At 52.2% G+C, this 25,837-nt stretch carries 12 protein-coding genes and 1 tRNA gene; 6 read left to right on the forward strand and 7 right to left on the reverse strand.

Annotation, left to right across the window (positions count from 1 at the left end):
- Positions 1-10: 10 nt before the first annotated feature.
- Positions 11-1,474, reverse strand: a complete 1,464-nt coding sequence (locus ACN0VD_RS12085) for a TolC family outer membrane protein (protein WP_417594578.1) — start codon at positions 1,472-1,474, stop codon at positions 11-13.
- Between the two features lie 21 nt (positions 1,475-1,495).
- On the reverse strand, positions 1,496-2,149 hold the full coding sequence (locus ACN0VD_RS12090) for a protein-L-isoaspartate O-methyltransferase family protein (RefSeq protein ID WP_417594580.1): 654 nt from the start codon (positions 2,147-2,149) through the stop codon (positions 1,496-1,498).
- Positions 2,150-2,414: 265 nt separating this feature from the next.
- On the opposite strand from ACN0VD_RS12090, the gene ACN0VD_RS12095 reads away from it, so the two are divergent.
- The 3 genes from ACN0VD_RS12095 (at position 2,415) to ACN0VD_RS12105 (ending at position 7,189) form a co-directional block, all read left to right on the forward strand.
- Positions 2,415-2,488: transfer RNA gene (locus tag ACN0VD_RS12095), tRNA-Cys, on the forward strand.
- Between the two features lie 325 nt (positions 2,489-2,813).
- The gene (locus ACN0VD_RS12100; protein ID WP_417594582.1) at positions 2,814-4,862 is read left to right on the forward strand and encodes a site-specific DNA-methyltransferase; all 2,049 of its coding nucleotides are present in this window, start codon (positions 2,814-2,816) and stop codon (positions 4,860-4,862) included.
- Positions 4,862-7,189 carry a DEAD/DEAH box helicase gene (locus ACN0VD_RS12105; protein ID WP_417594584.1) on the forward strand — a complete coding sequence of 776 codons (2,328 nt, stop codon included), beginning with the start codon at positions 4,862-4,864 and terminating at the stop codon, positions 7,187-7,189. Before ACN0VD_RS12100 ends, ACN0VD_RS12105 begins: the two co-directional genes overlap by 1 nt.
- Before the next feature lie 121 nt (positions 7,190-7,310).
- Here ACN0VD_RS12105 and ACN0VD_RS12110 read toward each other — a convergent pair whose 3' ends face one another.
- The 3 genes from ACN0VD_RS12110 to ACN0VD_RS12120 are packed head-to-tail and all read right to left on the reverse strand — an operon-like array spanning position 7,311 to position 12,929.
- Positions 7,311-8,039 (reverse strand): PP2C family protein-serine/threonine phosphatase, encoded by a 729-nt coding sequence (locus ACN0VD_RS12110; RefSeq protein WP_417594586.1) that lies wholly within the window; start codon positions 8,037-8,039, stop codon positions 7,311-7,313.
- Positions 8,032-9,522 (reverse strand): hypothetical protein, encoded by a 1,491-nt coding sequence (locus tag ACN0VD_RS12115; protein ID WP_417594588.1) that lies wholly within the window; start codon positions 9,520-9,522, stop codon positions 8,032-8,034. The genes ACN0VD_RS12110 and ACN0VD_RS12115 overlap by 8 nt, the downstream gene beginning before the upstream one ends.
- On the reverse strand, positions 9,498-12,929 hold the full coding sequence (locus tag ACN0VD_RS12120; protein ID WP_417594590.1) for an AAA domain-containing protein: 3,432 nt from the start codon (positions 12,927-12,929) through the stop codon (positions 9,498-9,500). The genes ACN0VD_RS12115 and ACN0VD_RS12120 overlap by 25 nt, the downstream gene beginning before the upstream one ends.
- A 455-nt stretch (positions 12,930-13,384) precedes the next feature.
- On the opposite strand from ACN0VD_RS12120, the gene ACN0VD_RS12125 reads away from it, so the two are divergent.
- From ACN0VD_RS12125 to ACN0VD_RS12135, 3 genes are all read left to right on the forward strand, one after another.
- Entirely contained in the window at positions 13,385-16,840 is a 3,456-nt protein-coding gene (locus ACN0VD_RS12125; RefSeq protein ID WP_417594592.1) for a TM0106 family RecB-like putative nuclease, read from the forward strand.
- Positions 16,841-16,919: 79 nt separating this feature from the next.
- Complete coding sequence (locus ACN0VD_RS12130) at positions 16,920-19,271, forward strand: hypothetical protein (RefSeq protein ID WP_417594594.1); 2,352 nt, start codon at positions 16,920-16,922, stop codon at positions 19,269-19,271.
- Positions 19,271-20,776, forward strand: coding sequence for a septum formation inhibitor-activating ATPase (locus ACN0VD_RS12135; RefSeq protein WP_417594596.1), 1,506 nt, complete (start codon positions 19,271-19,273; stop codon positions 20,774-20,776). Before ACN0VD_RS12130 ends, ACN0VD_RS12135 begins: the two co-directional genes overlap by 1 nt.
- 74 nt (positions 20,777-20,850) lie before the next feature.
- Here ACN0VD_RS12135 and ACN0VD_RS12140 read toward each other — a convergent pair whose 3' ends face one another.
- Positions 20,851-24,303, reverse strand: coding sequence for an AAA family ATPase (locus tag ACN0VD_RS12140; RefSeq protein ID WP_417594598.1), 3,453 nt, complete (start codon positions 24,301-24,303; stop codon positions 20,851-20,853).
- Between the two features lie 2 nt (positions 24,304-24,305).
- The gene (locus ACN0VD_RS12145) at positions 24,306-25,559 is read right to left on the reverse strand and encodes a metallophosphoesterase family protein (protein ID WP_417594600.1); all 1,254 of its coding nucleotides are present in this window, start codon (positions 25,557-25,559) and stop codon (positions 24,306-24,308) included.
- Positions 25,560-25,837: the final 278 nt, after the last annotated feature.

Raw genomic sequence — 25,837 nt, forward strand, 5'->3', positions numbered from 1 at the left:
GCTATGCATTCTATTGATCTGTCGATATCTCAGGCAATGGCTCTATCTCCGCTTTTTGCGCTTGGGTGTCAACGGTTCTGGTTGCCTGCGGTTCCGGATTGGGGTCGCTCTGATAGTCATAGAACATGCCTTTGACCCGGTCAAAATTAACCTCTGGATCATAGAGCGGGCCGCCTTCCAGACCCAGATCGCGCGCTTCGGCCCGGCCCATCGCAGCAAGCAGGGAAAAGCCCGCAACATAGCTATTGCGCCGCGCTGTTACCAATTGCACTTGCGCGTTCAGCAATTCCTGTTCGGCGTTCAAAATATCCAAAATGGTCCGGTTGCCGACAGAGTTTTCTGCGCGCACACCCTCGAGCGACAAGCTAGCAGCGGCTACCGCCCGCTCCGAAGACTGGATAACCCGCTCCGATGCGCGCCAGCTGGAATAGGCCGCACGGGTCTGCGCGATCACATCACGCTCGGTCGCAATCAGCTGCTCGTAGGCTTGGCCGGAACGCGCCTGTGCCTGACGAATTTGCGCGGCTGGTCGACCACCTTGATAAATCGGCATGGTTGCCCGGATGCCGACTTCGGCAGTAGACTGTTCCTGAATAAAAGTTGTGCCGGGAATATTTCCACCGAGCGTACCGTGAAAATTTAAATAACGCCCTTGTGCATAAGTGGAAACCTTGGGTTTGTTGCTGGCGCGGGCCGTCTTAATGTCAAATTCTGCGGCGTCGCTGCGATCTTTGGCGGCAAGCAAGTCAGGGTTGTTGGACAAGGCCAAATCCACGGCTTGGTCGGCCGTCGCAGGCAGGTTTGGCAAAGGTGGAGGTGGCTCCAAATCGCCGGGCTCGCGGCCGACTAGCGCGATATAATTTTCCTTGCTGCGAATCAGATTGGCACGCGCGGTTTCCAGGTCGCCTTTCGCGACTTCCAGCCGGGCCTCTGATTGCGCGACATCCGTCCGGGTCAAATCTCCGATTTCAAACCGGTCACTGGTTGCTTCCAGGTTGACGGACAGAACGCCGACATTGGCACGGTTCAGTTTGACGATCGCCGAATCACGGATGACGTCCATATAGGTGGCAACGACATTGCTGAAGACGCTTGCTTCGGTCGCACGGAGGTCGAGTTGACCGGCTGCCACTCTGGTTTGGGCAGCGCGGACTGCATTTTTGACGGCACCGCCGGAATAGATTGGTACGTCAATGGACCCGCCCGCGGTGGATTGGCGCAGTGGCGCGGTGAAACTATTGGCGCTGCGCAGGAAATTTTCCTGAAAGCCAAAGTCACTGGTCGCGCTTGGCCGGCCATCGGCTTTGGCAATGGCTACGGACTCGTCTGTCGCGCGCTGTGCTGCACGTGCGCCGGAAAGAGTAGGATTGGTTTGATAAGCAGCTTCCAGCGCATCGCGCAGGGTGTCGGCGTGCACTGGTGTAGACAGGACCGCCAGAATAGCTGTTCCAAGAAAAAGGCGGCGCTTAATCATTTTGATGCTCTCCCGAACGCCCTAAAATTTGAAGCTTTTTGCTTCCTCAAAGCCGGGCAGGGCGCAGCCCCCGCAATCAGCAAAATATTGATAGCCGACATGACCAGCGGCGGTGCGGCCCAGCGCAAGCCGGGATACGCCATCACGCATGATAGCAGCGACAATGCGCCCATCAGGTGTGAGTTGATCGATCAATGCCTGAGGAATCTGCTCTGCCAGTCCATCCAGAAGAATCACGGAATAGGGTGCCGATGGTGCCCATCCTTCCGCGTGATTCCCGCATTCGATCGTCACATTGTCAAAATCTGTCAGGTTTTTCTTTGCCGCGGCCGCCAGTTTGGCATTTTGTTCAACCGCCACGACAGACCCGGCTAGCTGGGCCAGAACCGCGGCCGTGTAGCCTGACGCTGCACCAATCAGCAAGACTTTGTCGGCAGTGGTTATATTGGCGACATCCAGCAATCGTCCGGTGGCAAGCGGGGGACTCAGGGTCCGGCCTTCGCCAATTTGCACACCGCGGTCGGCATAAGCAAAATGTCGTTGCGCGGCAGGTACAAAATCCTCCCGGGCGACATGGCTCATTGCCGCGATGACGCGCGGGTCGCTGACGTCAGTTGTACGCAACTGGCTGACCACCATGGCTTTGCGCATCTGTTTGAAGTTTTCCTGACCCAAGAGTCGATCCTTCCAATGAAAATTTATTCGTTCATGCCATGCCTGTATTATTAACGCAATACACTATGGGCGAGATTCCGTTGCTTCTAGCGGGGCTTGGCACTTGCGCCAAGATAGAATTCGGCGAATCTATATCGACTGCGTCTTTTGCGCGACAATCCGGCAATTTTGCGCAATTTGCCGTGTCAGATATCGTCCCAGAAATTATGGACGCAACTTTGGGTTGACTTTCGCGGCAAAGCGAAGCAATTCGCGCCCTCTCTCCGGCCCGATGGCGGAGTGGTGACGCAGCGGATTGCAAATCCGTGTACGCCGGTTCGATTCCGGCTCGGGCCTCCAGACAGTTTTCTTCTATATAACAATGACTTATACTATAGAGAACTAGTGCGGCATTCGGCGCACCTGCGGCCAGTTATACTCGATATATGGCACTCAAGAGACTGTAATCACTATATAAATAAGGTCGAAATAACCCATGGTCTCTGCGACGGAAAGTGGAGCGACGGTTTTCGATGTAAATAAGATTTACGACGGTGGTTTTGTTCGTAGTTTCCGCCGTTCAATCCACTTCCATCCTCGCCGGAAAAGGTTGTCTCAACCAGGTAGTGTGGCATGCTCGTTTAGTCTCATCTTGCGACCGGCGGTCTCTGGCTATAGGGAACAGTTGGCAAACACCCTTTCGGGTAAGATAGGCGAAATCATGGAATTTGACGTTGACGCTGAGCTTTCGAAGCTCTCCCGGGATGATCTAGAACGGCTTGCTAAAAGTATGATGACGAGCGGGGTCGCTCTGAATTTTCACGGAAAGCGCTCGGCAATGCAAATTGCCAAACGAGTGCGTCCTCGCCAGACACGCCGCGAACCGCGTCTTCATATGGGTCCACCAGAGAGTCAGTCTAAAAATATGTTAATTGAAGGTGAGAATCTTCAAGCAATGGTGACGCTATATAAATACCGTGGTCAAGTTGATTTGATCGTCGCCGACCCGCCCTACAATACTGGGCAATATTTCCGATATAATGATCGGTGGGACAACGACCCGAATGATCCGGAGCTCGGTACAGTGGTATCAAACGAGGATGGATCACGTCACACGAAGTGGATCAAGACAATGATGCCGCGTCTTCAAATAATGAAGGCGATGCTTAAGCCATCAGGTGTTTTGGCAATATGCATCGATGATAACGAACTTTTCCATCTCGGTATGATGCTTGACGAGGTTTTTGGTGAGAAGAATCGACTTGCGATATTAAATTGGCAAAAGACGTATTCTCCAAAGAAAGCCAACCATGTCGCGAGCGCTACTGAGTACGTGTTGGTTTATGCCAAAGATCAAGGACTAGCCAACACCGAACACCTTGAGCGGGACGAAAAAATGAATTCGCGCTTTACCAACAGGGATGGCGATCCAGCTGGCGCTTGGAGGTCCGGTGATTTGGCCGCGAAGGACAAGCGCGATAGGACCATCTATGCTATCCAGTCACCGTTCACGGGAAAACTACACTATCCAGAAGCAGAGTTCGAATTTGACGGGGAAGTCAGCGTTCCAACTCGTCATTGGTCTGGGCTTTCCAAAAAAGAGTTTCGTGAATTGCTCGAAGAATGGGGTAGTAAGTACATCGAGCAAGAAATTGGAGACGGACGAGGTAAGGCGCTCATTCTTAAGGGTAGTGCCGTGGCTCTCGCAGGTTATGATCCCAGCGACGATCTTGTCGTCCAAGAAGCAAAAGTTAAAGCACTAAAAATCCTCGAGGACGGCAACAGGAAGAAGCGTGTCCTGCCGAAAATCGTTTTCTCAGATGACAAACAGAGGCGACCAGGTGCCGGCAGGCCAGCGATAAAGCGTCATTTGGAAGGGATTTCTCAGGGGCGCATTCCTTGGACTTTTTGGGCTGACGAAACTTATGAGGAGCCGGTTTCAATAGGATCTGTCTCATGGGAGCACGCTCAATCTGGACATTCACAGTCTGGTATCAATGAGCTGGATACCATTATCGGCAAAGGGCACGGATTCCAGACGGTAAAACCACTGAAGCTCATAACCAAGATTATCCAGATATGGTGCCCACGAAATGGTTTGGTCCTCGATCCTTACGCTGGCTCGGGAACGACAGGGCACGCCGTTCTAAAATTGAACTATGAAACCGGCGCGGATCGTCGCTTCATTTTGATTGAGCAAGGAGCACCTGAAAATGGTGATAAATACGCTCGCACATTAACTTGGCAGAGGCTTTCTAACGCAATCACGGGAGAAAGACCTGGCGGTCGAAAGGCTGATGCGCTTGGAGGTGGTTTTGAATACCGCCTCTTAATGAAGACGATCGACGCTCGGACTGTCTTGAACATGCAGCGCGATGAACTAATCGATGTCGTGCTCACATCGCATTGGGAAACGCATAGACGCTCGGCACCTAGTTTGCAGCTCATCGAAAGTGAAGGTGACAAATATCTTATTGGCAAAGATGACAACAACGAGGGATATTTCTTAATTTGGGACAATGGAGGTCCAGTTGGGTCGTTAAATCTTGAAACTTATAAACGAGTTGCACAAGAAGCCAAGCGTGCGGGAATTGAGCCGCCGTTCCATGCTTATGCTCGCTACGAAATGTATCAGTCGCCTAACGTCCGGTTTTGGAAAATTCCCGATAAAATTCTATCCGATCTCGGCCTCACTGAGCATGATGAGTATAACAACGAAGAAGAGTTAGCCTGATGGAATTATTAGGATTTCAACAGGAAGCAGCGAATCAGATTGCGGATCGGTTTTTCACCTACATTGAGAACCCATTGATGGTTGACCGTAATACGCCGGTCCCATTTTTGCAGACGCTCGTCGCAATTACCGGCAGTGGTAAAACGTTGATGCTGGCCGATACAATTTCGCGAATTCGTGACGGAATGCCCCTCGCTCCGGTCGTGCTATGGATATCTAAAGGTAAAGTGGTTGTCTCTCAGACTTTCGAGAATCTGTCTGTGGGCAAATATGCTGAAAATCTTGCTGGATTTAGCGTTTTGCCACTCTTGGAAGTTACTTCTGATCATTTAGAAAATGCGGATACTCCGGTTCTGCTTGTCGCCACGGTTGGGAAATTTGCGGTCGAAGATGCCGCTGCCGATGATCGAAAGGTTTATAGGGCGCAACTTGATTTGGCACAGGAATCCCTCTGGGATCAGCTGAAGAAGCGCAGGACCGAATTGGGGCAGCGCAGGCCGCTCGTCGTTGTTTATGATGAGGGCCACAACCTATCCGATCTCCAATCGGAACGGCTTCTTGAGCTAGCTCCAGATGCTTTAATCGTAGCCAGCGCCACTATGACACTTCCGCCAAGAATTACGAATGTCATGAACCGTCTACGTAACGATAAAGGGTGGGAAGACAGCAACTTTTCAACCGCTGTATCAAGTCGTGAAGTGGTTCTGTCTGGCTTGGTAAAAGAACGGATCTCGATTGACGGATACATCACGCCGATGGAGCCAGCGATTGATAATTTGCTTAGCGACATGGAGATTGCAGGTCGGGCAGCGGTAGCTATGAAGCTACCCTTTCGCCCGAAAGCGATTTACGTTTGCTCAACAAACACCGTCGATGGCATGTCGATCACCGAAGATCTAAAGCGTGCGTTCGATGAACGCCAAGCTCGCCCAATCCTAATTTGGCGTCACCTTGTCGAAACCGCGAAAATATCACCTGACGAAATCGCAGTTTATTGCCAGCTAAAGTTCACAAAAGATTCGCCTAAACCGAGAGAGTTGCATCTCTTTGATGGGGGTGAGCGAGACTATGCTCGATTCATTGCTGGAGATTTTAAACACATTATATTCAACTTAGGTTTGCAAGAAGGCTGGGACGATCCTTGCTGTGGCTTTGCCTATATTGACAAAGAGATGGCATCTGCGAGGCAGATAACGCAGGTTGTTGGACGTGTCCTTAGACAACCCGGCGCTGAGCACTACTCCGATCCAGTCCTGAATACCGCGCACTTTCATATTAGGACAGATGACAAAGGTGTTTTCGATGACATCTTAAACGAAATTCGGAAAGACCTCGCCTCCGAGCATCCTTCTATTGCTTTAGTGGTCAAGGACGAAAAAACCCGAGGCAAACACGACAGGATCGACCCTAACCCGCTTCGCACAGTGCCGACTGTGGGTATCGAGAGCAGTAGGGCACTAAAGCCAATATCGCGCATTGTTCAAAATATCATAGACTTCCACGGCGATACTACCAACGTAGTAGGCCAAGGCAGCCGAATGCAAGTTTTGCAGTCAATAGGTGAAGAATCTGACTCGCAGTTTGAGTGGGTAGAAGTTGAGCACAGCAACCGCGTCTCCGCCCGTTCAGTCTTTCGGAGAGAGATCCAGCGAAGCTATCCGGGGGGGTTGCGGAGAGCAGGTGGTCCGATCAATCTAGTCGACATAGAAGACCGAAAATTCGATGTCCTTGTTGAGCTTGGAAGCCCTGCCGCTGATCATTTTCGGCAGAAGGCCCGTGAAACTGTTCAAGCTTATGTCGAGCATTCTGTGGTTTTTCAAAACGATATAGACAGTCCGTACGCGGTCGGTCCGGTCGCCATTGACGTAAATGGCTATGAAGAGTTCAAGAAGTCGCTCCACAGCTGCTATTCTGGACTGAATGGTCTCGAAATCAAGTTCGCAAGAGCGCTGGATAAAACGCAGCGGTTGTGGGTTCGAAATCCAGTGGGTAGCGGATATTCTTTGCCGCTACTAAGTGAGGGCAAGGCGTACTGGCCGGACTTTTTGGTGTGGGTTGATAAGGCAGTAGTTGCCATCGATACCAAAGGTGACCACCTCTTAGTAGAAGCGACGGCTTCAAAGCTCTTTGATATTGAAGGCACGAAGAAAGGGAAAGGTCTAGTCTTGCGTCTTATCTCGGAAGGTGAAGTTGCAATAACTAACGGAAGTGTACAGAAAAAATCAAAGCACGGTTATACTGTTTGGTCCTGGGCCAATGGCAAGCTTAAATCTCATCATTGTGATAACGAAAAGGAAGCGGTCGAGCAGGCTTTTCAGCTGTCGTAGAACGAATATTTGCGAAGAAATTGGTATTCCACTTTTTTTTTTGCGTGAAGCAAAGAGCCGTACCTTGAACCAAGTTTTAACGAGAAAATTACAAAAAACATCCAAATTTCAATAGGATGGGTCAGATTGAAAGTAGAACCACTGTAATATTGTCTCGTCCACCCGCTTTAAGAGCAGAATTAATTAACAGCGATGCGGGACGGCTTGATTTTTTTTCCATTAATTCAGCGATCTCATCCTCCGATATTAGATCTGACAGTCCATCAGAGCATAGTAAGATGTGATCGCCTGGCAGAACGGCAACCTTTTCAATGTGAGGCTGAGGCTCCACCCGCGAAACAGTGCCACCAAGAGACTGCGTTAGTGCGTGGCTACGAAACTTTTGTCGAATTCCGCCCTCAGGCGTGTGATCGAGGCTTAATCTGCGTAACTGTTTTCTTCTCAGGAGATACGCCCGACTGTCACCGACATTGAAACAAGTGCAGATTTGGCCATGTAGTTGAACTCCTACAACGGTGCTCCCCATGCCGGGACGACCGTGCTCTGAATACATCGCTTCATGCACTTTATCGTTGGCGAACTGAATGGCTTTCACTAGGCCATCGGCTGAGGGAATCGACGGAAGATGCTTAGACAGAATTTTGACCACGACTTTGCTTGCTACTTCTCCGGCACCATGTCCTCCCATGCCGTCGGCAACCAAGGCCCAGCAGCCTTCTCGTACGGTATAGCCTTGCCAAGAGTCCTCTTGCCCGCTCGAACTCCAATCGGGAATACAGAAGCGGTCTTCGTTCCTAGGTCTCAGCAGACCGACGTGAGTTGCCGCCGATATTTTGACGCCTTTATCCATTCTTCTTCACGCCGCAGACCTTTGCGGCGAGCTCCCTAATGTCGTTCACTCTTCGAGTGTCGCGAGTGATCACGCCCTCAACTTTCTGGAAACTGGTTCGGCGCACTACGTCTCCTAGCATTGGCCTATTAGAAATTACGGCTAGGTCATCGTCCTTGATCAAGTAGAAGAAGGCGCTTCGCCGGGTACGATGGAGATTCATTCTGCCTGCTTGAGCTCGTTTTGTAAGCTCTGACAGTGGATCGTAATACGCACCGCCTCTCGGCTCATTCTGTGGTCTCAAGAATGATCCAATGTCGACTGCTACACGGCCTGCGACAAGGTTCTCCAAATCTCTTAAAACGTGCTGAGTGAGGATCGTAGGCTGCAATCCAGCACTTGTCACAATGAGTGAGCGCCTTGCGCTAGATATCGCTTCTTCTAGAAGTTCGTCTTGTTCGAAACATGCGAGAGGACGGATGTCCATAGTGTCGAGGGCGTGTTTCGCGAGCGCAAAGCGTTCCTGCGCCGCCTCGAGGGCAGGGGTGGCGGGATTTAATGTCCTGCGGGTCCTGTTGCTATCAACCGCTAGTGCAATCGAACGCACCTGAGATCGGGACTCAGCTTCCTCTTTCAGCGCATCCTTCATCATCATTGAATTTGGCATCGCAGCAAAACTTTCGCGGCCAATTAACCTTTGAAGTCCTTGTCGTGTGCTGTGCTCGCCAATCTTTCTAATGAACCCCATCTTCCGAGGGCCACCGTTTTCTGCAAAGGCGCGCTCGTGACTTTCTGAGAGCTTCCCGTCTAAGACAAAGGCGACCTGTACCTCGCTTCCTCGCTCGGCGGCGAAAACAAGAGCAACCGCTTCACGAAAGACGTTGTTTCGCCGGACGATTTGTTTGAGCGCCAAAACATTTCGGCGAAAGTCTTCGCCATCGCGACGGCGAATCGCTCGACTAATCTCTGGGATCGCCAAATCCGAAACACTTGGCGGTTCAACTGGATATGGTCGAATTTCAACTGCCCCAAAGGCTTTCAACTCACTTGCTCGAACTACATTTTCTCCCGCCAGTCTTATCGGTTTACGGCGCATTGCGTCGTAGTCGATTACGAGCATCTCTTCCTGTACGACCTCTTGCGCATCCTGGGCCAGCCTCTCTTCACCGAGTGCCGTCAATGAAAAGCTACTGTGGTCGCCTACCACTGTGATACGTACAACAAGGCCGTCCGACACCAACGTGTCGATCGCACCGCAGATTATATCCTCCTTTAAACCCAACATTCTCGCAATTGGTTTTTCTTGGTTCTCGCCGAGCGCTAAGCACCGCATTGCAAATTCTTGGATCGTTGGAATTGAACGCATTGATGTCGTGATTGCCTCAATTGTTAAGCGAAAGATTGGTAAACCGACTTCCCCGAAGTCTACCAGCTTAAAGCCTTCACGAAACTGGTGCTCTCGAGCGACATCTTCAGCTCTCATGACACCACTACCGTCGTGCATGTTTCTTCGTTCGAATCTATGTAGTCGAGCAACTTGAGGAATGGGTTCTTGCCTTTTGCCGACCGACAAAACATTTGGTCACCCACGATTACTAGCGCACTCTTCCCTCGCGAAAGAGCTACATTCAAACGAGGCGGTTCACGTAAAAAACCCAACTTTCTTTGCGGGTTGGAGCGAACTATCGAATATATACATACATCAGCTTGTCGTCCTTGGAAGGCGTCAACACTGTTGCAGGTAACCTCGAGATCAGGCCATTCTGCAATACCTTGAGAAATTTTTTCTTTCATTAGCTGTACTTGTGCGGTGTAACCCGAGATAACCGCGACAGAGAATCTGCGCTTTTGGGCTTTGGCAAAGAACTGCAATTTGACCAGAAGGTCACGAACTACCGCGACTTCCGCGAGGTTAAAATACGTCATCCCCTCACGTTTTTCTGTGGCATTAGACAGAGCGTGCGTGGAATACCATGTGACTGGCTTTGGAAACGCCAAATCCAATTTGAGCCCGTGTGACTTAACCGGGCTCTCGATTTGGCCATTGTAGAAGCAATTACTGACCAAGTTGCCGATCGGCTCCACCATTCGGTACTGATTTCTGAGCTTGTCCCGACAACCATCTGGGAGGCCAATAATAGGTTCCAATAATCTGTCGAGCATCGTTTCTTTGATCTCGTCCTCCTCAAAGGCGTCCAAAAGATCTTCGCCAAGTTCGTCAAAGAATGGCGGCAATTGTTTAGGGTCGCCGACAATTATCCATCGTCGACTGCGCGCCATCGGGATCAGAATTTCAGTTGCAGTGGCCTTCGAAGCTTCATCGATCACACAGAGGTCGTAAGCCACGTCTTCCATCCCCCTCACTCCAGCGATACCTACACAGGTTCCGGCAATGATCTGAGCTGAGGAGAGCATGGCAGCATTGAAGTCCGATGAACGACCGACTCGCAACTGCCAGTCTTCTAGAAGTGCAAGCCGATTCCTACACGCATGGACTGTCTCATCGCCTTGAAGAAAGTGAACCGCCCAATCGGAAAGATCTCGCTCCTCTTTGGTTGTCGCAAGCTCTGCAGCGTATCCTCCCATTGCATCCATCTCATTGAGCAATTCTTCTTCGTCCTTTTTCAGTTGCGAAATCGACCGCTGCAACTCTCCAATTTCGCTGTCCAGCTGTGTTGATTCCTCCTCGGCTTCTTCCCTATCTACTTCGCCGGACTCCCGCTCTGCATTGTCTTGCAGGCCGTCCCTCTCCTCTTGGAGGGTCGCGATTAAATGCCTTGCTGCATCGCGCCTCCGTCGGATTTGCAGGAGTTTCTCAACCTTCATTCCTACTTCGACGGCGGCGCGATCGACTCCTTGCTCCTCGGCCCAGCGGTTCATTTCTTCCTCCGCATCATGCCGGACTTCCGCAATCCACTTTTCCACCCTCTTCTCCAGAAGTAGTTCCTTGCTTGCGGTTGAGATACGAGGTTCGTCTGCATTACCAATCCGGATAATGTCGAGACCCATTTCAAGCGAAGTGACTCGCTCAAGCACATTATCGAGGGCAATGTGCGTTTGAGAGGAGAGTAAAATTCTGTGCTTCGGATTTCGCCGCAGCCACTGAACCAAAATCTCAGTTATAAGTTTTGTTTTGCCCGTCCCCGGAGGCCCCTCAATCGCCAATATATCTTGTACACCAAGAGCTCGTTTGAGGATGCTGAGCTTCTCGTTGTCAAAATCAGGATCTGTTGGAGTCACTGTCTCGATCGGTACGCAAGGTAAAGCAATTTGGGGATCTAGTATGATAGACTTCAGTCTTTGCTCAACTGCCCGATCATAAACCACGTCGTTCAAGGCTCTAGTTTGATGATTAAGCGCACGCTGGGCGGCAATCGTATTGATCGCTAATTCACCCCTCCTCGGCAGCCGCCGCTCATCGCCGTGAGTTATTTCCATCGTGACGAGATTGAACGACGATGCTGTTATCTGTCCGGCAACGTTTCCGTTTGGGCCATAGACAATGCGATCTTGACCGATAATTTCGTCTGATGGTGCGATTTCTGTAGTGAACACAACACGACCGCTCTGAAAACTCCGGTCGATGTATTGGATCGCATTGCTCCGCTTCGATTCGAGGTCGGCCCGATCCTTCAGGTAACCGCGCCAAACACGGAAAATTCTTTCCGTCGCGCGGGCTTCCCGTTCTTCATTCAATTGGGTGGAAAAATTGCGAGATTGAACGATAAGAAGAGCAACTTTCTGACCCGCACTACTTTCGTCTCTGGGGCGCGAAAAATTGATCCTCACCTTATGGATGACAGCCCCATCACGAATATTCGATGCAAGAGAAGCTCCAATCTCGCTGGCCTGAGTTACGTGGAGTATCTCTCCCTTTTTGCCGGCGACCAGAACCTCGAACTTCCAAGCGCCGCCGACCAATTCTAATCGGTCTGGTTCGTCGTCTGTCTTAGGTAGCGCGATAACACCACAGACGTCGCCAAGTTCATCAACAATGAATTGTTCAATAAGCGTTGTATCTTCTGTATCAAATCGTTTCCCGAGCGCCGTTTTTGTTCTGGCATTCAAGCGCAGGAAAAGATCGAGGGCCGAAGAATTGCGGTTTTCGTTATCTTCCGCAGCATGCTTCAATTGTTCTAATAGCAGGGATGCCAACGGGGGACGATCGGAGGCGTCAGTGCTCAGACATCGCTCAATGATTGGGCGGACATTCGGCGGGAGCGTAGCCTCTTCAAGAGCGACGTACAAATCATTATCATTCTCGAAGGCACGACCCGTCACGCAAGAAAGGGCAACAGCCGCAAAAGCGTAACAGTCGCGGGTAAGCACATGAGCCTCTTCTGGCTTTTCGGGAGTATAGCCGGGGGTACGATCGAACCGAAACGTGTATCCAGAAACTGGTGCCCAAGTTCCTCCATTGTCCAGGAGCTTGGCGATCCCATAGTCCGCCAACTTCGCGGAGCCTTCTTCCGTGATTAGAATATTTTTAGGCTTGATGTCGCGATGCGCAATCTTACTTTTGTGTGCATAGGCTACAGCGTCAAGCAGTGGTTCTCCAAACCGGTCCCAAAATTCTAGCCAAGTCATAATGCCATCTCTGGCGATGATGTCCTCTAAGTTGTCTGGTATCCAATCTAGAACCAGATACCAGTTACCATCGGCATCTTTGTCGACATCAACTAACTCGACGATATTATTATGGTTTAACTTTTGGAGTAAACCGACTTCACGTTGGAAACCTTCTTGTCCGCGGACGTCATCGGACCCGAATTTAACACGTTTTACGGCAACCATCCGCCCGAGCTTGCTATCGAAAGCTTGAGTGACCGTAGCCTGCGCCCCCTTTCGAACGTTATTTGTGAGGGTGTAGCGATTACCCAACAGGATGGGTGGCGGAACTGTTTCGCTCACAGTCTCAGCGCTTTCTTTCCACTTTCTTCGTCGGTGCGCAGACTGGGTGGGCTAAGTTCCATTTCTGATCTTTCACTTCTTCCTCCCTCCTGCGTGAAACGATGCACGTTATCGCGAGTTTTTGACTTTGCAGCATGGCAATTTGCAATCAATTGTTTGTGTTAGTTCCATGAACCTATTCTCATTTCGTATCAATAGCGTTCGATGCAATCGAGTCAGAGTAATTTCTCTTAAAGTCTATATTATAAATACTTCATCATTCATCGTTAATAGCCCTGAATCAGGCCCACTGATTGCCGTAACGCCTCTCGTTATCGGCTTCGGCGTTCGCACTGTCCTTTGCGGCGCTATCAATGATTAGTAACCCATCATCCCCATGGTCTCCACTTTTCAGTGATCTATTGCAAATTCCGTATCATCTTATTTCGATGGTTCACCAGTATTTTGCTGAATAGATGATCGTATATGTGTACTCTATTCGGATGAAAAAATTAGACGGTTCAATAATATTAAGTGCTCATGATTTGGTGGGGCACACAAACTGCCAACATTTGACAAATGCGGACTTAATGGTGGCAAATGGCGAATTAGCCAAGCCAGCGAAATGGGACCCGTTGTTAGAAATCCTTCGTGAGAGAGGGATTAGGCATGAGCAAGCCTATATCAAGAATTTGCAGGACGCAGGATTCTCCATCACGGAAATTCCTGGCGTGGATGTCGACGATAGATCGGTAGATCTGACGTTAGATGCTATGAAAGCCGGTCACCCGATTATCATCCAAGCCGCGTTGAAATCTGGAGACTGGATCGGAAGGTCCGATGTTTTACGCCGGATTGAAGTCCCAAGCCAACTTGGCGAATGGTCTTATGAGATCATCGACACAAAATTGGCTCGCGAAACCAAAGGTGGAACGGTTTTGCAACTCAGCTTATATGCCGAACTCCTTAGAAATATGCAGGGGATCGCTCCGGAATTCATATATGTCGTTGCGCCGTGGTCCAATTTTGAACCGCAGGAGTTTCGTGTTGCTGACTACGCCGCGTTTTTCAGAAAAGCGCAAAAGGCGACCGAAGCCGCAGTTGCGGACGACGAGAGCAAGTCTGTATATCCTGAGCCTAAAGAACATTGCGATGTTTGCAGATGGTCGGACGTCTGTGAAAAACGTAGGCGCGATGATGATCACCTGTGCCTTGTTGCAAATATTTCGAAAACTCAAATTACCGAGCTTCAGGCTCGTGGCATTGGAACTGCAAAGGCTCTTGGCGAAACTGCAATACCGTTGCCTTGGACACCCGAAAAGGGCTCGTCAGCCAGCTTTGAGAAATCAATCGCTCAGGCAAAAATTCAGGTGGATGCACGGGAACAAGATAAATTACTTTACGAGATAATTGAACAGATGCCGGATTCCGGACTTGCTTTACTCCCTGAACCGTCCCCGGGGGATGTATTCTTTGATCTTGAGGGTGATTCCTTCATCGTTGAGGGAGGGCTGGAGTACCTTTTTGGTTACCACTATCGTGACGATAATGGCGAAATCGTAAGAGTGGCGGATTGGGCATTCAATCGCGAAGAAGAGAAAACAGCTTTCGAAAACTTCATGAATTTTGTGACTGCTCGGCGGGAGCAGTTCCCAAGTATGCATATTTATCATTATGCACCCTACGAACCTAGCACACTGAAAAGACTTATGGGGCGCTATGCCACCAAGGAAACTGAAGTTGACAATCTTCTGCGCGGCAAGGTGCTTGTTGATCTCTTCACTGTCGTTCGAAACTCAATTCGGGCTAGCGTGGAAAGCTATTCGATTAAGAAACTAGAACCGTTTTATGAGTACGAGCGTAAAATTCCGCTCAAAGATGCCAATGTCGCACTCGCAGCGCTTCAAGTTGGGTTAGAATTCAATGACATTCCGTCGATAGAAGATGATACCAAAGACAAGGTCGCGGGATACAACGATGATGATTGCCTCTCAACCGAAGCTCTGCGTGATTGGTTAGAGAGTTTGCGCGCAGAGGCTATGGCCAATGGTGTGCAGATTGAACGGCCAGAACCTGGCCAAGATGGACCAAGCGAAGAAATATCGGAGCATGAGGAACGGATCGCTGCACTCGTTGAAAGGCTTACCTCTGATGTGTCGGTTGATGTCGAAGAAAGAAGTTTGGAGCAGCAAGGCAGATGGATTCTAGCGAATATCCTCGATTGGCACCGGCGTGAAGACAAAGCGACTTGGTGGGAATATTTTAGGCTTCGTGACTTACAGCCTCTTGAGCTTCTCACAGAGAAGAGCGCGCTCGGAGAACTGACATATATAGAGACCGTGGACCATACCGCGACTGGCATCCCAACTGACCGTTACAGTTTTTCACATCAGGATACCGACCTTCGTGGTGGCGAGACTTTAAAGGCAGCCGGCGGAGATTCTTTTGGTAGCGCGGTTTCGATTTCACAGGAAAATCGGACGATTGATATCAAGAAAATGGGCGCAACAGCCAATCTACATCCAGACGGAATATTTGCTCACGAAGTTTTCCGGACCAACGAACAAGTCGCATCTCTGCTCAGGATAGGCGATTATGTTGCCGAAAATGGGATTGAGGGTCTTGGTGCATACCAAGCTGCCCGTGACTTACTTCTTAGACATGCCGCCAGACTCGGCGACACGCAATTACATGTGGACGGAGAGACAACTCTCCAAAATGCACTGAGAATAATTCCAGAGATTCAAGGAGGAGTCATCCCAATTCAGGGACCTCCAGGGACGGGAAAATCGTTCACAGGTGCCCATATGATCTGTGAGTTGGTTAAACAGGGTAAGAAAGTTGGTGTAACCGCCAACAGCCATAAAGTTATTCGAAACCTAATTGATAAAGCGGTGGAAATTGCTGAAGAGCAAGGGCTCGCGGTTAACTTCGGGCAAAAACTATCTTCAAAAGAGGATGATACCGACTTCGTCAAAATTTTTACAGACAACGGCAAAGCAAATTTGGCAATTAGTTCGAGACAAATCAGCACGCTCGGTGGCACTTCATTTTATTGGGCACGAGAAGACACAGCGGATTCGGTAGATGTTTTGATCGTTGATGAAGCCGCTCAAATGTCGCTCGCCAATGTTCTGGCAGTCAGTCAAGCGGCCCCTAGTCTTGTGCTCTTGGGAGATCCACAACAGTTAGATCAACCAACGAAAGGCACGCACCCAGACGGCACCGGAGTGTCGGCGCTTGACCATATTCTCAATGAGAAGAAGACGATTTCCGAAGATCAGGGACTTTTCCTCAGCGAGACATGGCGATTACACCCAGATGTTTGCAGCTTTAACTCAGAGCTGTTCTACGAAGGAAAATTGGATTCACATGTAGATTGTGGGAATCAAAATATCTCATCGCAAAGTGAGTTTAATGGGACTGGACTGATTTACGTTCCGGTCCCCCATACCGGTAACAACAGCAACTCTTCGGAAGAAGCAGACGCTATCCGCCAGATCGTAGAGACGATATTGAATTCAGATACAACTTGGACTGATCGTAATGGGGTTACGCAGCCAGTGACGGAGGATGATATAGTCATCATCGCGCCATACAATGCTCAAGTTTATGAGATACAGGAACGCCTGCCTGCCATGCACGTGGGCACCGTTGATAAGTTTCAAGGGCAGGAGGCTGCAATCGCTATCTATTCAATGGCGACTTCAAGTCATCTAGATGCTCCAAGAGGAATGGACTTCCTGTATAGTAGTAACCGGCTGAATGTGGCTATCTCTCGAGCCAAATGTTTGGCAATTCTAGTTTCTTCCCCTCAGATTTTTGAAGCTGATTGTAAATCACCTCGGCAGATGCAGCTTGTGAATGCATTTTGTCGTTATCTGGAGATGGCAAAAGTAGTGAACAAATCCGTGAAAGGGACCACAACATAGAACTGTACTCGAACACAGTTTTTACAGAGGGAAAATAAACTAATGTCTCGGGATAAGGCTGAGGAATCCTTGAAACTCAATGCATCCACTTGATCTTATAGATGCAGCACCATGGCGGCGGGTTGTATTCACCACCTATGCGCTCAGCCTTTCATTTGTAGAAGCGATCATTCTCGAAAAATTGGTGCGTGGTGGTGGGCAGGGCGCACTAATCCTTGCCGATCCGGAAGGTATTCGAGCTGGTTTGAGTGAACAGGGCGCGCGTCGGGCAGGACGCGATTACGAGCTGGAACCGGTAAAGTGTACCACTGGAGTTTTCCATCCGAAACTCGGTCTTTTTTTTAACGGCAATGATGCCCACATGCTGGTCGGTTCCGGCAACCTGACGTTTGGTGGGTGGGGTATGAATCTGGAAGCAGTCGAGCATCTTCATCCAAGTTTTGCCGCCGAGGTTTTTGATGACGCGGCTGACATGTTTGAACTTTTGGCCATCGCGGACCAAATTAGATGCGGAGTGTCTGACAGGTTCGAAGAAATTGCCAAGGATTTACGATTGGCAGCAGTTGGGTCTCCACGGAATGGTGAATTTCGGCTACTGCACAGCATAGGTGGGCCGATAGGACAGCAACTGGTTGATCTAGCAAATGACCTTGGTGGGGCAAAGAGGATTAACGTTGTTTCACCATATTTTGACAAAAATGGGGGGGCAGTAGCACGGCTTGCTGAGAACTTTGGCTGCGATGATATCTCACTTCATGTTCATCCGTCATCACCAGTACGCGGTATCATGGGAATTAATTGGCCCCAAGGAACTAATGCAAAGTCTGTCTGCATTGACGAACCATTCGGTGATGACACGCGCTTGCTGCACGCCAAGTGCTTCGAAATCATCTGCCGTCGCGGCAGACTTCTGATGACGGGTAGCGCAAACGCCACTCGGGCTGCGCTGGAAGTAGGTAATGTAGAGGCGTCTCTTGTTCGTATCCAGCGCGGAACATCTGTTGGTTGGGTGACGCGGCCCTGCGATCCACCTGCCCAGTTACCGCAAGTTGAAGTGGATGATGATAAGGAAACACTAGAGAGGGTTGGTGTATTGCGAGCTGCTCTTGAAAGAGACCGCATTCATGGGCTTGTGCTCGAACCAAAGATATCGGGAGTGGCGAAACTCCAGGTTGTACTCTCTGCCGGCCTGATTGATCTGGGTTCAACTGATGTCGATGCGAACGGGAATTTTGAAGCTCCTGCGCCGGATATTGAAATGCAAAGTTGGAGCGGCGGTCGGATGGTTGTGCGCATCGAACAAGGGAAACTTGCGGCGGAAGGCTTTGTTTCTGTGGCATCGGTGGCTGAGATTATCCGACGCGCGGGAGCAATGGCACCGCGGTTACTCGCAATGCTATCTGGCACCGAAACACCCGAGGATGTTGCCGCCATTCTTTCGTGGTTCAAGGATGACCCGGAGCGCATTCTGCAATCAGCATCAACCAGCGGCAGTGCCTCGAAAGATAGGGAAAAAGAACCCATTTGGGTGCCGGTTGAAGCATTAACAACCGCCGGAAGCGCGACGCAAACTGGAAATGATAGAGGTGGACACGGGGAACCGGCATGGCAACGTGCATTATGGCTAGTGAAGTCCGCATTTTCTGAAAAGCGCGGACCATGGAAATCAGGTACTGATGAGGACGATCACGCCGAAGTTGAGGATGATCGAGAAAGTGCTGAAGATCGGCAGAAGCGTTTGCGAAAGGAAGAGCAAGCGAAGGCCAATGCAATGCACGCTTTTGAAGGGCTATTAGAGGATATGCTGGCGAAACGCCATAACGGACAGCATGCTGCCGCTGCTTTTGCATTGGCGCATTATCTTGCAGATCGCATCAGACCAACTCCGGATCAGGTTCAATCTTGGCTCGCAAGAATTTTTAATAGCATTAAGAAGTTCGATCCAGCAGAATATGGGGATATCGCTGCGGCGAGTTTGTTGGCCAAGGCAACTGATGGTCAGGCCAGAGCGGCAGTAAGAGCACGTAGGTTTTTAATCCGCTGCGGCATTGATCCAGCTGAATTGACACTCGATCTCGAAAACATTCTGTCCTTCATGGAGATTCTGGAACCAAACTGGGATGGACAAACATTCCTCAATCAAGTCTGTGCAGCCAGCACTCCCGCAGAACAGGTTGCGGCCTATTTGAAAGCAGCCGACGAAAATGGCCCCCGGTCGGGCTATGAAGAACTCGAGTCCGGCCCCTATGGGCACAAGCTGTTAAAGGCACTTGATGACCATGCCGTTCGAATCCGCATTTGCGTGATCGAAGAACTTGTCCAGGCATGTCCCCAATGCTTCCTTGTAATGCCGACCGCTTCCCAACAGGAACTGCGCCTAACCGGGATCACGATCCACCGAGGGCATCTTATTCTATGTAAGGAACTGTAATGTCCAACCTTGATGACCTACTTCTTCAAGCCACTGGTGCTTCTGAACCAACACTTATTGAAAGGAGATCATCACCAGTCGGAGGAGTCGATCCACTGGGTCTTCGTCAGATCAACTTTGACCTCATGGATGAGGTTTTACCGGGCCTCAACAATGTTGCAGAGAAGATACGTCCATTTGTATTAATGACATGGGCTTGGCGGCGCGTCCGATATATCGTCGAACAAGATAAAAAAGGTGGCGCGACGGACGATGAAATGCGCGATTTTGTTGATCGTATCGAAGCAATTTATGCTTGGTCGCAGTTTCTTATTGATCCAAAGGCTGGGATACCGGGCGGACAAGCCCTGGATCAGTTAATCCATGGCAAGAGTAAAAAATATAGCTTCGGCGGACCCGAATGGGAAAAACGCAGAGATTTGAGGCGTACCTCAACCGGTTTGATTTCGCCTCTGAATTATGGCCCAGGACTTCGCAGCATGGGGTGGTTGATTCCGGTTGGCCCCGCAGGCGTTTTCCGGCCAAACCCCGAACTTGATCCCATGTTGGACGCGTTCGAAGCTCGCTTTGATGAGTTGTTGGAACATAAGGCATTCAATGAGCTTGGGGCCATTACTGTTAAGCGGAAAGACGTTCGAAAATGGGGAGGCATGTGGGCGCTTGATGATCCCACCGAAAAAGAACAGGAAGCGGCATTTTCTCGACTTGCTGGGCCATCGTCTAACCCAAAACGAAGAGACGGTATGGCATTAATCGAGGCAACAATTGAAAAGCAATCTGACGATGAATTCGATGTTCATGACATACGAGCGAAGATGGCGGAAACTGAAAAAGGAAACTATGACGACCAAGCTATTATTTCGAAGGCGAATGCATGGCGCAAAGTTCAGACAAGGCAGCTTTTTCGGCTATCACTAGAAGGAATGTTTTATTGGCTCGTCGGTGAACTAATTGACGGTCCCCTAAGCAGCGAATCAATTTCAGAACGGTTCGTTCAAAATACAATCGATTCCGATGCTATTACCGCAGAACAATGGTTTTTGACGAAAACAGACAATCCGGTGGGGCTGCTGGAAGAATTAAATGATGCGCTACGCGGTTCTGGCGACTTTGGCATTCCTGAGTTGATCAGGCAAGGCATCGCCTTTTGTCTGACGGAAATTGAAGAAGAGCGAGAAAACGTAGCGCAAGCAAATGATCGTTTGCCAATTTCACGAGCGAAGTCGGAATTTAAAAACTGGAGAAATTTATCGCCTCAAAAATGCGTCATCAAGATAGTTGAAGGATGGGTGCTTGCTCAACATGCTTATTGGTGCGTTGGACGCGGCCTCGCGGACGCGCGGGGTCGGGGCAAAACATTATTGCGGCTACGCGTGGTAATTGAGGAAGGAGGATGGTCGTTGACGCCCGGTGCCAATCAAGGGAATCCGCCAGTCGCCACTCCAGATCGATTGCAAACGGCGTTAGGATTATTGAATGACTGTGGTCGAATCCCAATCCAATAGTATTTGTTACGTGAGTCAAAACCATTTCCCCAGCCCGTTAGCTCGTCTCTAAGCACCCTTCCCCAATCGGTGCGTCACGCCAGCGAGCATTCCGAATGCACATCCACTCCGACCACCGCGCGGGCGATTGAGGCGAGATGTGGATGGTGCGTGAAGAATAGCACCTGCGTGGTCCGGGCTAAGTCAGCTAACACCCTGAAACCTGCCTCCGATCGCTCGTCATCAAAATTGACGAATAGGTCGTCCGCCAGGAACGGGAGCCGCACGCCGGCGGCGACTGACTGCTCGACCGCCGCCAGTCTCAGCGCGAGGAACAGCTGGTCCGTCGTGCCTTCGCTCATTGCACCGACATCGATGACGGTCCGCCCGTCGTCACGCAGCCCCAATAGTCGGGGTGTGGCGCCGTCGTTATCGATCCGCAATGCTGCGTAGCGGCCAATCGTCAACGTTGAGAAGAGCTCGCTGGCACGCAACAGCATCGGATCCTGGTGGCGCTCGCGGTACTGCTCGATCGCCCAGCGCAATGTGACCGCCTGAGCGCGCTTTAGAATGTACTGTTCGGAAAGCACGGCGAGCTCAGCTCGCGCTTGCTCTGCATCAGTGGCGGCATCGACCGCGGGATCGCCATGGGACTCGAGGATGGCGAAGGCCCTCTTTGCGTCACCGTGCGTGGTCGCTGCTGCGGCGACCTCGTCATTGAGCTCGACTAGCTCCGTCGCAAGGGTCTGTGTCCTCGCGGCCATGCTGTCGGGATCCACTCCCACGAGAGCCTCTATTAGTTCCTCAATGCCCTTGCCATCGCCGGCTGCCTTGATCGCGGTCTCGGCTTCTACGACCGCCGCGCGGAGGGCACGGGCCGCCCGGGAGCGTTCGATCGCGGAGCTCAGTTCGGTCGGATCTGCGGACTCGGTCTCCGCTAGCAGGGGCTTGAGCGAGCCCAACGCTGCGACAAGCTTCGCGTCCTCCTCCGCAACTTCGGCGGTCCGGCTTGCGGCGGTATCTTGGAGCGTGTTGAGAACATTCGCGGTTGATCGTGCGCCCGCGAGACGCGCCCGCATGAGGTCCAAGCGTTCGCTGACCTCCTTAGTTGCGGCAATCCCGAGCGCGTCCGCAGTCGCGGTGACCTCTCTGTCATGCTCATCGGCGTCCCTTGCCATGCCATCGATCCGTGCTTTCAGGTCCGACTGTGCAGTAATGGCGACCCTTAGGTCCTCGAGAATGTCGAGCGTGGCGATCGCGCCAGAGATATTGAGATCGAGGCCGGCTTCCTTCAGGAGATCGCGCCAGGCGTCGGCTCGATCGGCTGCGGCATCCTCGAGCCGTTTCCTGCGCCGCGCCAATCCCTCGGAGTCTTCTACGATCTGAGCCGCCGCCGCCTCGTCAAGCCGTTGCTGCTGTTCCGTCTCCTCCCCATCGCTACGAAGGCGCTCCGCGGACGCGAGGATTGGGGCGAGTTCGACGCCCTCTGGTGATGCAGAGCCTGCGGGCAGACAGTCAACGAGTGCCGCACGGACCTCGGCCCGGCGACCAAGATTTTTCTCGGATTCGTCTGCCGCGAGGATAGCGTCTCTGTGCGCCGCCTCTGCCGTCGCCCGGTCAGTAAGCCAGCCGAGAAAGCGGCTCGGCTCCATATCGGGATACCCGGCGCTGGTCAGCGTCTCCGCCCAAGCGGTGCGGGCAATCTCAAGACGTTCGGTCGCAGAGGTCGCGCGGCCTTCCGCCTGTTCCGCCTCTAGAATGAGCTTCGCACTACGCTGGCCCATGTCTGTCAGCCGGCTAGACTCATCAGCGGCGGCGAACCTCAGGTCACTTCTCTCGTCGGCGTCGGTGATCGTCGCCTCGAAGGCGGTTACCGCCTCGTCCGCGGACTTAAGCGGGACATTCGAAAGCACATACTCTTTTAGTGGTCGCCACCGCTTGTCTCGCTCCGATCTTCCGGCAGCGATCTCCTCAGCCGAGACTGCTGCGCCTGACGAGAGATGCTCCATCTGCAATACGAGGGCGGCGGCATCTTCGCGCGCGCGGGTGGCCATTGAGGTCTCTCGGTTTGCCTCTGAAGTGAGGTTGGAGAGTGTTGTGTGCGTCTCGTCGATTTCCTGCTGCGTAAGGATTGGAAGTGAAAGAAGCGTCGGAGCATCGCCGGTCCAGGGCGCAAGCCGAGCGAGCGCCTGCTCAAGCGAAATGGCGGCGAGCTCGGCTTTCCTGCGTGACGACTCGCACCGGGCGTCGGCGTCGGCGCCGAGCCCACGGGCGGCATCTACAGCCGCGATGATCGCCGCTAGGGCGGTTGGCGGTTTGCCTATATCCCCATCGCTCGGGATTGCCTTGCGGCGATGTGCGAGATCTTCCTCACTCTCATCAATCTGGCTGAGCGCTGATGCGTCATGGACGTGCGCCAATGATAGTTCGCGCAGTTTTGAGCTGATGATTCTTGTCGGCGGGTCCGTTGCGATCGCACCGGCCTCCTCACGAAGCCTCTTGATCACAGCAGCTCCGGACGCTTGGTCCGTCTCGAGGCGAGAAATGTCGCGTCGCGCTTTCACTACCGCTCCTGACCCGGTCACGAGCTCGTCTATGTACTCCGCCTGTGTCAGGATGACGGGGTCGGCCGCGAGCGCATCCATCCGCTCGGTTGCCTCCTTGGCCAACTTCTCGGCTGCGGCCTTAGCACGTGATGCGTCTTCTGCAGCGGCCATCGCCCTCTCGGCCGTTTCCTCGCGCTGGGGTGTAATGTCGACTGTGCTGGCGTACTTAGCTAGCTCGGCGAGGCGGTCAGTGCGCAGTCGGACCGAGGGCGCGATCCGGCGGATACGCTCAACACGGCTGACCTCGGCAAGGACCTCATCCCGTCGTCGTTGGGCATCGTCCAGGGTGTTCTTTGCTGCGGCGACCGCGCTTCTAGCGTCGAGCCATGTCTTGGGCTTCAGCGACTGCTCCCTGACAGCACGTGTCTGCATTTCGAGCTCGCGCTGCGCTAGTGTGAACGACCGCTTATTGGATGCACGCGGCCCCCAAATGGTGTCTGATTCGTTCTCCAGACTCGATAACTCGTCGGACACGCCGGTGAGCCCCGAGCCAGCCGCGAACAGCGCCCTACCAAGATCGTTGCGGGCCTCAACCATTGCTCGCCCGCCGGCCCGGAGACCTTCTTGGTCCAAGCTGAAGGATAGGCCGAAGGTTTCTCTTGTTTGCCCGCGAAGCATCGCAAGTAACGTGCCCTCGTCTAGCGGTTGGTCGTCGGCGCCGACGAGTGTTCCGCTGGAGCCCTTCTTGCGGCGGCACGGGAGCGTTTTGCCATCGTCCTCGAGTACGGCTCCTACTCTCAGCAAGGAGTAATCATAGAGAAAGTTGTAAGGCGAGCGGGTGGGGAAACCGAAGAGCAGGTCCGACACCGCTGCCATCGAGGTGGTCTTGCCGGCTTCGTTGGCGCCATAGACGACGTGCAGGTCAGGCGCACCAGATCGGAAAAACAGTTCGCAATCTTCAAAGTGTCCGTAGCGTTCGAGGGCGAGACTGACAAAGCGCATGCCTATGCCTCCCTTGTCAGACGCGATCGGAGCGCGAGTTTGGCGGTGCTCAGCACAGCTGTCCAGTCGCCATCGCTCGCCAAGCGCCTTAGATCCTCGTCATCTGACTCTCCGAGTGATGTTTGCGCCGCGAGCAGGAACGGCGCTAAATCCTCAGCAAGGAGCGCCGCCAACGTCGGGTCCGTCCCAGCCTGCTCGATCAGAGCCGCGAGATCGTCGCCGATCGCCACGTCTTGTGATTGAGACGGTGGGATGACCAGCACCTTGACCTTCTCTATGAAGAGGTCGGGCGAGATCGCCGCGGCAACGGCGCGAACGTCATCACGAAATGCGCCGGCGCCGTTGTACATCGCGCCTGCATCTTTGGTTTGGCCGATCAGCGTCACCCGCGCCACGAGCGGCAGGCCCGCCGTGTTATCCTGCCATTTCGACAGGAGCGCCTCGCGGATCAGCGCAGGTGTGCCTTCGGCGGAAGCGCCGGTGCAGTCTACCTCGACCTTCGCCCAGCGGAGCACGTCGAGGTCGATGCGATCGACCGAGGCAACCTGTCCGTCTTCCACGGCAACGATTACTGCGCCCTTTGGACCTGTCTCCCGAATCGTGCGTCCTTGGGTGTTGCCTGGAAATACGACGTGCGGGTTCTCACAAACGATCTCGTGCTCATGGACATGTCCCAGCGCCCAGTAGTCGTAGCACCTAGACTTGAGGTCTTCGAGGCTGCACGGTGCGTAAGGCGCATGGCCTTGCCGACCTGTCAAGGCAGTGTGCAGTATGCCGATGTTGAAATGGTGTTCGGTCGCGTCAGGATACGCGAGAACGAGATTTTCGGTGACCGCCGGGGTTAAGAAACTCTGTCCATGAATCGCGACGCTGTGCTCAGGCAAAAAGTGTGTATCGGGTTTCTGGTTTCCGAACTGGCGGACGTTGGGGGGCCACGGCACGCTCCGGTTTATGACCGATGCTGCGTCGTGGTTGCCCGCCAGTAAGAAAACCGGGATTGCCGCTTGGTCAAGCCGTCCGATTGCACGGGCGAAGTAAAGTCCCGTTCCCATGTCCTTCCAGTCGCCGTCGAAAAGGTCGCCCGCTATCACAACGAAGTCGACCGCCTCGTCGATGGCGCATTGAATCAGATTGTCGAAAGCAGCGCGAGTGGCACCTCGGATGTCCGCCTCAGGCAAGCCCTCGTAACGCGAAAGTCCGTGTAGAGGACTGTCTAGGTGGATGTCGGCGGCGTGAAGGAATCGAAAGTCGGTCATCGCTCATCCTTTGAATATCAGCACTGAATCCACATTTCCCGCGATTTTTCACCGTCAACGAGCAGTTCAAGGCCGGTGACGACAGCTTGACAGGTTGGATCGAACTTTCAATGCCATCAAATAATGGCGAATCTTCAAGCTCGCAAGATGCTTGAGGACTTTACCCTTTCGCTTACTTTGTGCCTACAGCGCAGACAAAAAAATCTGAAGCTAAAAGCGAGGATGGTGCATCTTTAATGTTATTGGCTTTCATGGTGTGGGGAGGTGAATTTGAGCCC

Origin of the sequence: Parasphingorhabdus sp., from assembly GCF_048267785.1 — a bacterium.
Taxonomy (GTDB): Bacteria; Pseudomonadota; Alphaproteobacteria; order Sphingomonadales; family Sphingomonadaceae; genus Parasphingorhabdus.